Here is a 13,599-nt window from a genome sequence, read left to right on the forward strand (position 1 = left end):
CAGCGCGGGGCTAACTTAGCATGCATCGCGCGCGCCTGGGCGCGCGGCGGTTGCAGTCTGAAGCATCAGACACAACCTTCACGACGACACCAAGCCCTCCGGTCTGCACCCCATGGTTTCAGCCGGTAGTCAGCAACTGCAAAATCCGTTAGACTTTTGCCTGGGTTTCGGTCTCATGTTGAGGCCGGGAGGTTCTTAGCGTTGGTCGGGCCGCCAATGTGGGCTGTTGACGACCCATGAACCTTCGATGCCTCCGGCGTCTGCCGGCTGTTACTCCTTTTGCCCTCCGCATGCCTTCCCGCGATCGACGATCCGGAAGCGCGTCGCATTTCTCCCGTTCCCCCTTCTGTCATTTCGCCAGCAACGCCGCCATCCTGATCGCTCAGGGATTGGCCGGGCGTCGCGCCGTGTCGTCTGAGCGACCCACGCGCGCGCGCTGCGTGCGCTTCGGAGAGTTCCTTTGCATCTAGCCACCGCACTGCTCCTCGCATGGGCGGGCGCACTGGTGGGCTGGCGCGCCGCCACGCTGTCGGGCGCCGTCACCCGCTACCTTCCCGCCCTTCTGCCGTTCCTCCTGTTCGTGTATTTCGCACAGCATGCGCCCGGCATCGCGGCTGGCGCCGTCGTCCACGAAACCTGGGCGTGGGTGCCCGCGGTCGACGTCGACCTCGCGCTCAGACTGGACGGGTTCTCCCTGCTGTTCGCGCTGCTCATCACGGGCATCGGCACGCTGGTGTCGATCTACGCAACCGCCTATTTTTCCGACGCGCCGCGGCGTGAGAACGCGCGGTTCATGTTCCTCATCCTCGCGTTCATGGCGGCGATGCTGGGCACCGTACTGTCCGACAACTTGATCGTCATGTTCGTGTTCTGGGAAGCCACGAGCCTGCTGTCGTTCATGCTCATCGGCTTCGAGCGCCATCGGGCCGACGCACGCAAGGCGGCCCTGCAATCGCTGCTCGTGACGGGCGCGGGCGGCCTGGCGCTGTTCGGCGGGATCCTGCTCATCGGCCTGGCGGTCGACACGTACTCGCTGTCGCTGATCGCCGAGCGCATCGAGACACTGGTGGCCAGTCCGCTGCTGGTGCCCGCGATCGTGCTGGTCATGCTCGGCTGCTTCACCAAGTCGGCGCAGTTTCCGTTCCATTTCTGGCTGCCGCAGGCCATGGCCGCGCCCACGCCCGCGTCGGCATACCTGCATTCGGCCACGATGGTGAAGCTGGGCGTGTATCTGCTCGCCCGCTTCGACAGCCTGCTCCAGAGTGTGCATTGGTATGGCGACACGCTGACGGTCGTCGGCATGGCGACCATGCTGGTTGCCGCGCTGCATGCCGTGCGGGCCACCGGATACAAGGCGGTGCTGGCGCAGTCCACGGTGGCCTCGCTCGGCATTCTGGTGATGCTGATCGGCTTGCGCGGTCCGGTGCCCGCCATGGCCGTCTGCGGCTTCATCATCGCGCACGCCTTCTACAAGGCAGCGCTGTTCTTCTGTGCGGGCACGGCCATTCACGCCACGCACATCAGCGAGCTGCGCAAGCTGGGCGGCCTGGCGCGGTTCCTGCCCTACACGGCCTGCGCGGTCGTGCTGGCCAGCATGTCGATGGCGGGCTTTCCCCCGTTCGTCGGCTTCATCTCCAAGGAGTATTTGTTCGAGGCGCAGCTGGGCAGCGACTGGAACGCGATTCCGGTGATCGTTGCCGTGATCGTCAACAGCGTCATGGTGGCGACCGCCGCGGTCGTGTCGCTGCGCCCGTTCTTCCTGTCGCGTAATCGGCCGAAGTCGATCCACCACGGCGAAACGCCGGGGCTCCTGGCGGGCCCGCTCACGCTGGGCGTGCTGGGCATCTGCGCCGGTCTGGCGCCGGGGTTCTTCTCTTACTACGTGCTCAACCCCGCCGCGTCGGCCTTGCACGGCGCGGCCACCACGCTACCCTTCTCTCTCTGGCACGGCCTCACGCCCATGCTGGCACTGAGCGGGCTGGTCATCACGCTGGGCGCACTGCTCGCCTGGCAGTGGGACCGCCTGCACCATGCGCTCGAGCGCTCGCCGCTGTTCGGCCGGTTCAACGCCGGCAAGACCTACCAGCGCACCGTTGATGGCATCCTCTCGGTCGCCCGGGCCTCGACGGCGCAACTGCAGAACGGCGACATGCGCCGGTACACGCTGATCACCGTCATCGCGCTGCTCGGCATCATGGCGTGGGCGATGGTGCGTTCCGGCGGTGCCTGGACGCTGTCGCCTGCCGGCACCGTGCTGGTGCTACCGACCGCGCTGCTGCTTTTCGGCGTCGTTGGCGGCCTCGTGGCGGCCCGGACGCAGAAGATTCTCGTGGGGCTGGTCGGCGTCGGCATCGTCGGCTATGGCTCGGCGCTTTTCTTCCTGCTGCACGGCGCGCCGGACCTCGCACTCACGCAGTTTGCGGTCGAGACCCTCGTCCTGATCGTGCTGATGGCGGTGATGGTGCGCCTGCCCGAGCGGGCGGAAGGCCGCCGCGAACCCCGCGAGCGACGCACGGACGCTGTCCTCGCCATCGTCTTCGGCGTGGTGGTGTTCGTGGCGCTGTTCAGCATGCTGTCCTTGCCCTTCGACACGCGCCTCTCCGACTTCTTCGGCGCCACGAGCCTGCTCGAGGCCCATGGACGCAATGTCGTAAACGTCATCATCGTCGACTACCGGGCGCTGGATACCTTGGGCGAGATCGCCGTCGTGGGCTTCGCCACACTCGGCGTGTGGGGCCTGTTGCGGGGAATCAATCGCAAGCCCACCAGTGCGTCCCGTAGCCACGGAGGCCCGCAGAAATGAAGTCTTTGATTTTTTCCGCGACCGCCCGGCTGCTGTTCTGGGCAATGTTGACGGCGTCGGTCGTCATTCTCTGGCGTGGCCACAACGAGCCCGGCGGCGGATTCGTGGGCGGCCTGGTCGCCGCGATGGCGTTCTCGCTGGTTGCGCTCTCGGATGGCGCAGCCGCCGCCCGCAGACGGCTGCGGGTGCATCCCGCCGTGCTGGCGGGCGCGGGCGTCTTCATGGCCGTATTGAGCGGCTTGCCGGGCATCGCGGCGGGCGCCGGATTCCTGACGCATCAGTGGCTCATCTTCGACAACGGCTTCAAGCTCGGCACCACGCTGCTTTTCGACATCGGGGTGTATTGCACAGTGATGGGCGGCATGCTGTGCCTGGTCCTGCGCCTCTATGACGAATAAGGGGAAACAATGAATCTTATCTATGCCGGTGGCGTCGCCGCCATCATGGCGATCGGCCTCTACCTCATGCTGTCTCGCAACGTCGTGCGCGTGATCTACGGTGTCATGCTGATCTCCGCCGCCGTGAACCTCGTGATATTCCTGGCGGGCCGGATCGGCGAATTCGCGCCGCCCGTGATGGCGCTCGACCAGACCGCATTGGGCGACGCGTCGGCGAATCCGCTGCCGCAAGCGCTCGTGCTAACGGCCATCGTCATCGGGTTTTCGCTCGTGTCGTTCGCGATCGCGCTGGCGCTGCGCATCCACCGCCGCTTCGGCACGCTGGACGGCCGGGCGCTGACCGCCGCCGAAGCGCTCGGCAGCGCCGCCACCGAGCGCACGCCCGCGCACCGACGCGCGCGGGGGGCCGACGCGTGAAAGACATGCTGTTCAATCACCTCGTTCTCTGGCCGGTCTTCATTCCGCTGATCGGCGCGGCGCTCTGCATGATGCTCTGGCGCAGGCCGGCTGCGCAGCGCCTCGTCCAGCTCATTGCGCTGGCCCTCATGCTGCTGGCGTCGCTCGCGCTGCTGCGCGCCGTCATGGCCGAGGGTGTCATCTCGCTCACTTTCGGCGGCTGGAACGCGCCGTTCGGCATCAGCTTCGTCGCCGACCGGCTAGGCGCGGCGATGGTCACCGTAACGGGCATTCTCGCGGTCGCGGTCGGCGTCTTCGGCATGGCGGCCACTCACCGCAGGCACGTGCACAACGGCGTCTATCCCTTGCTGCTGGGCCTGCTCACCGCCGTCAATGGCGCCTTCCTGACGGGCGACATCTTCAACCTGTACGTCTGGTTTGAGATCATGCTGATCACGGCGATGGGGCTGCTCGTGATCGACAAGAGCCGTGCACAGCTGGACGGCGCGCTCAAATACGCCGCGCTGAATCTGCTGAGCACGCTGCTGTTTCTGCTGGCGATCGCCATCCTGTACGGCGTGACGGGCACGCTGAACATGGCGGACCTCGCGCGCGTGCTGCCGAACACGGACAACAGCCTTGCCCTGGCCGCGTCCTCGGCCTTGTTTCTGGTGGGCTTCGGCATCAAGGCCGGCTACTTTCCGATGTTCTTCTGGCTGCCCGCGTCGTATCACACGATGTCGATCGGCATCCTGGCCATCTTTGCCGGCCTGCTGACCAAAGTCGGCGTGTATGCCTGTTTCCGGGTCTTCACGCTGCTCTTCGCCGGCGGCGAGGCCATGCGTGAAATCATCGCGATCATGGCGGCCGGCACCATGCTGTTCGGCGTTTTCGGCGCCGCCGTGCAATGGGATGTGCGACGCATTCTGTCGTTTCACATCATCAGCCAGATCGGCTACATCCTGCTGGGGCTGGCGCTCGGCACCGCGGCCGCCATGGCCGGTGCGATCTTCTACGTAATCCACCACATCATCGTCAAGGCGAACCTGTTCCTGATCGCTGGCGCCATGCATCGTGTGTCGGGCACCTACGATCTCCGCCGCTCTGGCAGCCTGCAGCGGCGGTTCCCGTTGCTCGCCCTGCTGTTCGCCATTCCGGCGCTGTCGCTGGCCGGCATCCCTCCGCTGTCGGGGTTCTGGGCCAAGTTTCTGGTCATCGACGCGGCATTCGAAGCCAGTTCCGGATGGCTTGCCGCGACGGGCCTGTTCGTCGGCCTGCTCACCATCTTCTCGATGAGCAAGATCTGGATCGAAGCCTTCTGGAAGAACGCGCCCATCGAGCGAACGCGCGAGCGACGTGTGCCGACGGCCATGATCTGCGCCATCTCGGCGCTGGCGCTCATCACGCTGACGATCGGGCTGATGCCCGAGCCCTTGATCGCGTTCTCGCAGCGCGCCGCCGATGCCTTGATGAACCCTGCCGGCTACATCGACGCGACGCTCGCGGGCGCGTCGATGAGTCTGTCCAATCCAGGAGGCGCGCTTTGATGTCGAACCTGCCTCGTCGAATGCTGGCCTGCCTGAAGCTGTCCGGCATCTTCATCCGGGAGTTACTGCTGTCCTCCTGGTCCGTCGCGCGCGCTGCCTTCGCCAAGGAGCAGCGCCTGCAACCGGCCGTCATCCGCTATCCGCTGCGCGTGCGTTCCGATCTCGGCATCGCGACGCTCGCGAACCTGATCTCGCTCACGCCCGGCACGACCTCCCTGCAAGTGAGCGAGGACCGCACGGGCCTGTTTATTCACTGCCTGGATGCCGCCTCGCCCGACGAGATCATCGAGGGCATACGCAAGGCTTTCGAGAACACCATTCTGGAGATCGAACGATGATGGACCTGCTCGATCAGCTGGATCACGCTCGCCAATGGATGTCGCAGGCGTTGCTGATTCTGCTCTGCATTCCGTTGGGCCTGACGCTCTACCGGCTGCTCTCTGGCCCCAGTCACGCCGACCGCTTCGTGGCGCTGGACATGCTGACAGGCGTGGCCGTCACCGGCGCGGCGCTGGCCATGGGCGCGCTGGGCTACCGCGAGTACCTGGATGTGGCCCTGGGACTGGCTGTGTTCGGCTTCCTGGGCACATGCGCACTTGCCGCATTCATCGAACGCAGGGGGAAACAGGCATGCTAGAGCTGGTCATGAAACTGGCCGGGATGCTTTTGCAGATCGCGGGCTTCATATTCCTGATCGCGGCCGCGGTGGGCTTGCTGCGCTTCAGCGATCCGCTGCAGCGCATGCATGCGTCCACCAAGGCAGGAACCATCGGCGCGGGGCTGACCGTGGCCGGCGTGGCGCTGGGCAGCGGCAACGGGCTGGCCATCGCGATCGCGGCACTGACCGTGCTGTTCCTGATCTTCACGGTGCCGGTCGCGGGCCATCTGCTCGGACGCGCCATTTATTTCTCCGGCGAACCGCTGCTCGGGCTGGAGGGCCGTGATGCCCTGCACGACGACGGCGCAACGCTGAAAGAGGATCGCGGCGCGTAGCCATCATGCCGCCGCTGCGCGGAAGGCGCAGTCCAAGATCCGATCACAACGACGACGAGGGGGTCGACGATGGTTGAGTCCGTAGTGGATGTATCCCGCAGCACCTTGGGTCTGGTAACGCCGGGGGCCAACGCCGCCAGCGCCCCGCTCTCGCAGGCCTGGCATTACGTCAGTGTCATCTACGGCGTGGTGGCGGTCGCGGTGCTGCTTGCCGTTCTGGCAATCCGCTACGTTTGGGCCCGCGGCACCATGGACGGCGAGCAACGTGTCGGCCTCGGCCGGCTGTGCGCCACCACGGCCCTCTCGACCTCGCTGGGTGCGTGTGTTCTGCTGAGCCTGCACGGCGTCGAGCCGGTGATCACGCTGGAAGCCGGCGCGGCCGGCGGAGCGAACCGCGAACGGGGCGCCGCGGTGCTGGCACCCTTCATCGCAACGATGATGTGTGTCGTGCTTTGGGCGAAAGCCACATTTGCGCAACGCGGAATGCTTCTGATCTATGGCGGTATCGGCGCGCTGGGCAGCCTTCTCGCCGGACCTGGCCCGCTGTGGACCATTTTCTTGGCGCTGGTGTTGGGCGCGCTCAGCGTCCCCTGCGTCAGCTGGATACTGAGCAAAGCGGAACGTGTGGCCAAGCCCTGAACGCTCCCCCGGACGCATGCACGGTCCGCGGCCCGCTCACACGCGGGCGACTTCGACCCAGAGCCGCGACACGACGACGTGCTTGATGAGTTCGAAGAGGTGGGCAGGGGCATGCGCCGGCACCAGCACCTTGCTGATCAGGGCCTGCACGTCCACACGCAGGCTGGTCGGGCGCGACGCGCCGCTGGCCGCATCGGACTTGAGCGCACGCAGTTTGATTCCTTTTTTGGACGACACGTCGATCTGCAACTGCGTGTCCTCGGGCGGAAGTACCGCCTTCTGAATCGCGTCCAGCGTCGAACACACGTACACCCCATCGGGGTGGGACTGCTCGTCGCGCAAGTCGCAGGTCCATTCCTGAACCCCGAGCAGGGGACTGCGCTGACTGCTGCCGACGACGTCGAAACGCAGCCGGTTGAACTCGAGGAGTTCGACGAGCTCGACAAAGGGTATCTTGCGCACCACCGCCACATCGCGAGTGGCTGACTTATTACCGTTCTCCGGTTTCTTGCGGGCCATGGATGTACCTCTTGTGCAGAGCGCCGAAGCCTCGAGCCAGGCTTCGGCGCCATGATGTTGCAGTGATTACGCCTCGCCGTGAGCCTCGGTCATTGCCTTGACTTTCTTCCGGTTGCGAATCGTGGAGTACGCCAGCCAGATCACGAGTGCGAAGATGGCATAAATGAAACCCGCACTGATCGGACGCGACAGGAACACGCCCATGTCACCCCGCGACAACAGCAGGGCGCGGCGGAAGTTTTCCTCGACCATGGGCCCGAGCACGAAGCCGAGCAGCAGGGGCGCAGGCGAGAACCGCAGTTTCAGGAAGACGTAGCCGATCACACCGATCACGAGCACCATGCCCACGTCGAACAGGCTGTTCTGCGTGCTGTAGACCCCCACGCACACGAAGAACAAAGCCGATGGGAACAGATACTTGTAGGGCACGCGCAGCAGCTTGGCCCACATGCCGATGAGCGGCAGGTTCATGATGACCAGCATGATGTTGCCGATCCAGAAGCTGGCGATCAGGCCCCAGAACAGGTCGGCATGCTCGGTCACCATCTGCGGACCAGGCTGGATGCCGTGGATGATCAGGGCGCCAAGCATGAGCGCCATCACCGAGTCACCCGGAATGCCCAGGCTCATCGTCGGGATGAAGCTGGTCTGCGCCGCCGAATTGTTGGCCGCTTCCGGACCCGCGATACCTTCGATCGCGCCATTGCCGAATCGGTTGGGCGTCTTGGAAACACGCTTTTCCACGGCATACGACATGAAGGAGGCGATCGTTGCACCCGTGCCAGGCAGAATGCCGAGCACGGCGCCGATGGCGCTGCCGCGTGCGATCGGGGCGGCCGATTGGCGGATGTCACCCTGTTCCGGGCGCACCGACATCTTCTTGCCCTCTTCGACCGTGGTCGCCTTGCCGATCCGATTCACGTTGGCAAAGAAGTCGGCCAGGCCGAACAGGCCCATCGCCAGTGCCACCAGCTGGATGCCGTCGCTCAGTTCGATCACGCCAAAACCGTAGCGAATGGTGCCGGTGTTGACGTCGGTGCCCACCACGCCGCACAGCAGCCCCAGGAACACCATGGCGACGCCCTTGATGGCCGAGCCCTTCGCGAGCGTGGCGCCAGCGACCAGGCCGAGCATCATCATGGAGAAGTATTCCGCCGGGCCAAACTTGAAGGCGACCTCCACGAGCAGCGGCGAGAACAGGATCATGATGATGATGCCGACGCTGGCCCCGATGAACGAGGCCAGGATCAGCATGAACAGCGCCGAGCCCGACTTTCCTTTGCGCGCCAGCGGATTGCCGTCAAGGCAGGTCACCGCGTGCGACGGGGTACCGGGCAGGTTCAGCAGAATGCAGGTGATGCCCCCGCCGTACTGAGCGCCGTAATAGATGCCCGCCAGCATCATCAGTGCCGCGACAGGCGTCATGGCATAGGTGAGCGGCAACAGGATCGAGATCGCGGCGAGCACGCCCATGCCCGGCAGCACGCCGATCATGTTGCCCATGAACACGCCGAAGAAGGACCACCAGAGGTTTTCCCACTGGAATGCAACGGTGAACCCGTGCAGTACGTTATCAAGCAGATCCATCACCACCCCCAGCGGAACATCGGAAACTGCAGCTGCAGCGCCCAGGAAAACACCACGGCGCCGAACACAGTCATTGCGAGCGCCAGAATCGCGGCGGACCGCACGCTGTTGGAGGTATCGCCCAGGGCGGACAGGAACACCAGCGCGAACGTGGCGGGCAGGAAGCCGAACAGGCTGCCGATCACGATGAAGGCTGCGAGGCCCGCGGCGATGCATGCCATACCGCGGATGCGCTCGTTGCGCGAGGGCTGCGGCAGGTGTTCGTCGATCATGTCCTCCTGCACTTCGTCAGGATCAGGACTCAGCGGAACCAGAAGGCCCAGGACGACAAGAAAGCAACCCACGAGGAGCGGGAAGTAACCGGGACCCATGCGGGCAAGTTCGCCGACCTGATATGACGAGGCTTCGAGGATGGTGAGCGCGCCGCAGAGTGCAATGAACGCACCTCCCCACAGATCGCGCTTTCTAGAGATTATGGTGCTGCTCAAGGCGTGCTCCCCCTATTTGTTGATGACGCCCTCGGCCCGCGCAGGCGCGCCGAAGGAGGGGGCACTTTAAGGAGGGGCGCTTCCATTCCGCTTTCACGGTCTGGCGCCTCTTCTGCGGGATAACCACTAGCCAATGGCGAGCGGCTCGCCGACGTGATTCGAATGCTGAACATCGTTCACCCACCGATGTTCACAAAAGTGAACAAATGCGGGTGCTAGGCCCTGAAAACAGGCCCTGGCATGTATTTTTCCGTCGGATTTGGCGTTTTCCAAAACTTGCAAAGTTCCGCTGCCGAATGGACGGGCATAATTCGCTTTTGCCGTCTGCTTTCGTATGCTGCGTCTGCCGCTGACCGCGCGGATTCCGCTCGCGGTTTCCCTCCTGTTCCTGCTGATATCCGCGGCGCTGACTTCGTTGGCGCTGCACGGGCTGTCGCGCCAGTTCGACCGGCAGATCACGAATCTCGGGCAGGTGTATCTCGATGGCCTGTCCGCGGCCATCCTGCCGGCGGTGCGCGCCAACGATGAAGCACAGATGGTCGACGTGCTGAACCGCGCGCTCGACACCCATCTGGGGGTCGTCGACCGGACCTTGGCCGTCGTCAGTCCCGCCGGACGTCTGGTCGCGCACGTCGCGCGTTATCCCGACGTGGAGCCGATTCCCGTCGAACGCATCGCAACACCGGCCGGCACGGTGGTGAGCCTGCGCGAAGACGGCGTCTGGACCTGGCGTCTGCTGGACGCCGAGCGGCCTGAGCTCGGCAAGCTGGTCGCCAATCTCGATGTCGCTGACTTTCTGCGCCAACGCACCGAGCTCGGCGTGGAGCTCGTGCTGGTCGGTCTCGCGGTCAGCCTGCTCGGCGCATTGATCTGCTACGGCATGGCGCGGCGCCTGCAGCGTCCCATCATTTCCTTGACGCAGGCGTTGCGCGCCGCCCGCAAGGACCGGCCACGCGCGATGACCGCGCACACCACCGACCCCGAGCTCGGCGAACTCATCGCCGCCTACAACTGGATGGCCGAGAGCGCCTCCGAGCGCGAGGCGCTGTCCGAGCGGCATGCGCGCATCGAAAGAGAGGCGCTGCTGGGCCGCATGTCCGCCACGCTGGCCCATGAGGTGCGCAATCCGCTCGGCGGGCTGCGCACCGCCGTGCAGACGCTGCGGCAGTTCGGCGATCGGCCGCAGGCCCGTGCGGAATCGCTCGACTTCATCGAACGCGGCGTGCAGGCGCTGCAGGGTGTCGTGGACGCCAGCCTGCGCACGTTTCGACCGGGCGACGCCCGCTTGCACGAGGCCGACATCGCCGACGTGCGGCTGTTGGTCAGCGCGCAGGCCGGCAAGCGCGGCATTTCCGTGACGGTGCATTGCGAAGGCGTGGAGGGCGATGGCCTACCGCTACCCGCGGTGAGCGTGCGCCAGTTGTTGTTGAATCTGATGCTCAATGCCATCGAGGCCTCTCCCTCGGGCTCGCAGATTTTTCTGTTCGCGCGTGCCCGCCGCGACGGCTTGATGCTGCATGTCGCGGATGCCGGCCCCGGTCTGCCGGTGCAGGCCAGACGCGCGCTGGCAGGTGAGCAGGCCGAGGGCGACGGTATCGGACTCCGCGTGGTGTTCGATCTGGTGCGGAGTATGGCAGGCCGGCTGCGTGTATCCCGGCCGGCCCTGGGAACCCGCATATCCGTGCGGCTTCCTTTTGATCGATCGGAGCCCATAGCGTGAGCGACATCCAGGTTTTACTCGTCGAAGATGACACCGTGCTGGGCGGCGCGCTGCTGCAGCGTCTTCGATTGGAGGGCATATCCACGCAGTGGGTGCAGAGCTGCGCGCAGGCCGTGGAGCTGTTTCGACGCGCACGCATCCGGCCGATCTTTCTGCTGGCCGACATCAGGCTTCCCGACGGCTCGGGCGAAGACCTCTATCGGCGGTTGATCCCGCATCTCGCCGACACGACCGTGGTGTTCGCGACCGCCTACGGCGACATTGCACAGGCGGTCCGGCTCGTATCGGCGGGCGCCAACGACTACCTGACCAAGCCGTACGACGCGGACGCGCTGGTCTCGCGCATCCGAACGCTGCTCGCACGCCGCCAGAGCCATCTCGGCCCCACCACGATCGAGAATCCATTCGACCTGGATGCGTCGGAAGCCCCGCGTGCGCGTGAGCTCGAGCGCCTCGCCGCCAGCGCGCTGCCGCTGCTCATCGAGGGTGAGACAGGAACGGGCAAAGATCGCGCGGCGCGCTACTGTCATTCGCGGTCCACGCGTGCGGGCGGTGCGTTTGTCGCGGTGAACTGCGCGACGCTCGCCAACGATCTCGCGGAAATCGAGCTGTTCGGTCATGCGAAAGCGGCCTTCAGCGGCGCCGGCGCGGCGCGCGATGGCCTGTTTGCGCAGGCGGAAGGCGGAACCCTCTATTTCGACGAGATCGCGGAGCTGGGTCCGAAGGCCCAGGCCTTGCTCCTGCGCGTGCTCGAAGACGGCGAGTACCGGCCCGTGGGCTCATCGCAAAGCCACCATGCCAATTGCAGAGTGCTGGCCAGTACCAGCGCCGACCTCGAAGCCGCCTGCGCCGCCGGACGCTTCCGGACGGATCTTTTCTTTCGGGTTTCCGTGGCACGCGTCACGATGCCCCCGCTCAAGGAGCGGCAGTCGTCCACCGCAACGCTGGCCCGCACGCTCCTGGACGAGCTGGAAGGCACGCACCTGAGCCTGTCAGGCGAAGCGCTGCAAGCCATGGCCGCGCACGACTGGCCCGGCAACGTGCGCGAGCTGCGCAACCGGCTGGCTCGTGCCATCGTGATGAGCGAAGGCGAGGCGCTGTCCGCACCCGACATCTTTCCGGAACGGCGATTGGTCGACAAGGTCGACCTTGCCGCGGCGCGCACCGACGCCGAACAACGCGCCATCCAGCAGGCCATCCAGGAATCCGGCGGGCACATGGGCCTGGCGGCCAAGAAGCTCGGGATATCGCGCACTACGCTGTGGAAGAAGTTGCGCGCGCAACGGTCTGACTGAGGGTTGCGGCAACGGCCTTGCCACATGTGAAATCCGCGACATCCGCGGACCTTGCCGTGCAGCTCCCTCACTTCTGGCGATGCCCTAGGTCACGACTGCGCTCCGCGCAGGCCCCATGCAGGGGCCCGGCATCCTGTTAAATGACATATGAATCCGGGGGATCAGCGCGCCGAGTGTGCCGCGTTTCGGGTATCCGATGGCGACTCACCGAAAATGGCGCGATAGCGCGCGAGGGAATGGGCCGAATATGCGTAGCCTTCCGCTTCGAACAGTTCGGCGACGGAGTTTCTCGCATTCGATGATGCGCGCAAGGCATCATGCACCGCATGCAGTCTGCGTAGTTTGAGATACCGCGCAGGCGTTAAACCGAAGCAGCGCTGGAAAAAATCATTGCGCGCGCGCTCGCGTAGCGCCAGATCCACCAGTCGATACTCCCGTGGCGAGAGCCCGCGATCATAGGCGCGAAACATCTGGACGGCGGCGGCGCTCAGTTCATGAGGTGACACCTGCGGGCGACCAACAGTGAGCGGGCGAGGCCGCCTCGTCGCGACCAACCCTGCGATGGCGGCCTCGATTCGCGCTCGGCCGAGTGCCCTTTCAAGCGGCTCCCTGGAGGCGCCGAAGAGGGCGGCAACGCGCAGGGTCTGGATCGCGGAGGGACAACATGGAACGATATCCGTCGACCGGCACCACCTCTGAAGCACGTGACCGACATCGTCCGCCGATGAAAACAGGCGAGAGGACAGCGGCACCGCGATGGTCACCCAACCGTTCGGGCCGGCGGCGCGAAAAACAAACTCTTTGTTTGGTGCCAGTATTCCCAGCTTTCCCGGCCCGAATTCTTCGCCGTTAAGCCATGTCGGCACCGGATAGCCATCCGAAATCAGAAAAATGAGGTGGGTGGGCGAGCCCGAGGCCTCGCAGAGGTTTGCCACGGCCTCCGCCCCAACCTGCACGGTAATGCCTTCCACGTCAGCGTGGCCGATATGCCATAGGCCGTCAGCCGGCCCCAATAATCGCACTTTGAGATCTACATCGACTACAGCAGCTTCGAACTCCTCAAATGACTCAAAGCGATGCAGGTCCATGGAGAAATACCCCCAAGTTTCTGACTATATATTGCCGAAATTAGCATGGACTAATTACATTGGCGCGGCAAAAATGAATCGCTTTCTTTCGAAAGTGATCGCGCGGTGTGCAGCAAAAACGGGGAC

The 13,599-nt window shown here is 64.9% G+C and carries 14 protein-coding genes; 10 read left to right on the top strand and 4 right to left on the bottom strand.

All coding sequences use genetic code 11. The features are described 5' to 3' along the window. Positions 1-460 precede the first annotated feature (460 nt). The 8 genes from mbhE to CEK29_RS19705 all read left to right on the top strand — a co-directional run bounded on the left by mbhE (position 461) and on the right by CEK29_RS19705 (position 6,776). Positions 461-2,803 carry a hydrogen gas-evolving membrane-bound hydrogenase subunit E gene (gene mbhE, locus CEK29_RS19670; RefSeq protein WP_094859087.1) on the top strand — a complete coding sequence of 781 codons (2,343 nt, stop codon included), beginning with the start codon at positions 461-463 and terminating at the stop codon, positions 2,801-2,803. Beyond that, a complete protein-coding gene (locus CEK29_RS19675) occupies positions 2,800-3,201 on the top strand; it encodes an MnhB domain-containing protein (protein ID WP_094859088.1) in 402 nt (133 codons plus the stop codon). The genes mbhE and CEK29_RS19675 overlap by 4 nt, the downstream gene beginning before the upstream one ends. 9 nt (positions 3,202-3,210) lie before the next feature. Beyond that, positions 3,211-3,618, top strand: coding sequence for a sodium:proton antiporter (locus CEK29_RS19680; RefSeq protein WP_094859089.1), 408 nt, complete (start codon positions 3,211-3,213; stop codon positions 3,616-3,618). Positions 3,619-3,623: 5 nt separating this feature from the next. Continuing rightward, complete coding sequence (locus tag CEK29_RS19685) at positions 3,624-5,144, top strand: proton-conducting transporter transmembrane domain-containing protein (RefSeq protein WP_094859090.1); 1,521 nt, start codon at positions 3,624-3,626, stop codon at positions 5,142-5,144. Further along, positions 5,144-5,482, top strand: coding sequence for a Na+/H+ antiporter subunit E (locus tag CEK29_RS19690; RefSeq protein WP_094859091.1), 339 nt, complete (start codon positions 5,144-5,146; stop codon positions 5,480-5,482). Before CEK29_RS19685 ends, CEK29_RS19690 begins: the two co-directional genes overlap by 1 nt. Further along, positions 5,479-5,781, top strand: coding sequence for a monovalent cation/H+ antiporter complex subunit F (locus tag CEK29_RS19695; RefSeq protein ID WP_249279200.1), 303 nt, complete (start codon positions 5,479-5,481; stop codon positions 5,779-5,781). Before CEK29_RS19690 ends, CEK29_RS19695 begins: the two co-directional genes overlap by 4 nt. Further along, the gene (locus CEK29_RS19700; RefSeq protein WP_217903892.1) at positions 5,775-6,137 is read left to right on the top strand and encodes a cation:proton antiporter; all 363 of its coding nucleotides are present in this window, start codon (positions 5,775-5,777) and stop codon (positions 6,135-6,137) included. Before CEK29_RS19695 ends, CEK29_RS19700 begins: the two co-directional genes overlap by 7 nt. A 69-nt stretch (positions 6,138-6,206) precedes the next feature. Beyond that, complete coding sequence (locus CEK29_RS19705) at positions 6,207-6,776, top strand: hypothetical protein (RefSeq protein WP_141218364.1); 570 nt, start codon at positions 6,207-6,209, stop codon at positions 6,774-6,776. A 36-nt stretch (positions 6,777-6,812) separates the two neighbouring features. Here CEK29_RS19705 and CEK29_RS19710 read toward each other — a convergent pair whose 3' ends face one another. The 3 genes from CEK29_RS19710 to CEK29_RS19720 all read right to left on the bottom strand — a co-directional run bounded on the left by CEK29_RS19710 (position 6,813) and on the right by CEK29_RS19720 (position 9,370). Next, a complete protein-coding gene (locus tag CEK29_RS19710; RefSeq protein ID WP_094859093.1) occupies positions 6,813-7,295 on the bottom strand; it encodes a hypothetical protein in 483 nt (160 codons plus the stop codon). A gap of 66 nt (positions 7,296-7,361) precedes the next feature. Continuing rightward, entirely contained in the window at positions 7,362-8,882 is a 1,521-nt protein-coding gene (locus CEK29_RS19715; RefSeq protein ID WP_094859094.1) for a tripartite tricarboxylate transporter permease, read from the bottom strand. Next, positions 8,882-9,370: a tripartite tricarboxylate transporter TctB family protein gene (locus CEK29_RS19720; RefSeq protein WP_255176217.1), complete on the bottom strand. Its 489-nt coding sequence runs from the start codon at positions 9,368-9,370 to the stop codon at positions 8,882-8,884. Before CEK29_RS19720 ends, CEK29_RS19715 begins: the two co-directional genes overlap by 1 nt. A gap of 334 nt (positions 9,371-9,704) precedes the next feature. Here CEK29_RS19720 and CEK29_RS19725 point away from each other — a divergent pair, with 334 nt between their 5' ends. Then, a complete protein-coding gene (locus CEK29_RS19725) occupies positions 9,705-11,090 on the top strand; it encodes a sensor histidine kinase (RefSeq protein ID WP_094859095.1) in 1,386 nt (461 codons plus the stop codon). Continuing rightward, on the top strand, positions 11,087-12,385 hold the full coding sequence (locus tag CEK29_RS19730) for a sigma-54-dependent transcriptional regulator (protein ID WP_094859096.1): 1,299 nt from the start codon (positions 11,087-11,089) through the stop codon (positions 12,383-12,385). Before CEK29_RS19725 ends, CEK29_RS19730 begins: the two co-directional genes overlap by 4 nt. 161 nt (positions 12,386-12,546) lie before the next feature. Here the strand turns inward: CEK29_RS19730 and CEK29_RS19735 are convergent, their stop codons facing one another. Further along, positions 12,547-13,473: a helix-turn-helix domain-containing protein gene (locus CEK29_RS19735; RefSeq protein WP_094859097.1), complete on the bottom strand. Its 927-nt coding sequence runs from the start codon at positions 13,471-13,473 to the stop codon at positions 12,547-12,549. Positions 13,474-13,599 lie beyond the last annotated feature (126 nt).

The organism is Bordetella genomosp. 5 (genome assembly GCF_002261475.1).
In the GTDB taxonomy this organism is placed as follows: domain Bacteria; phylum Pseudomonadota; class Gammaproteobacteria; order Burkholderiales; family Burkholderiaceae_B; genus Bordetella.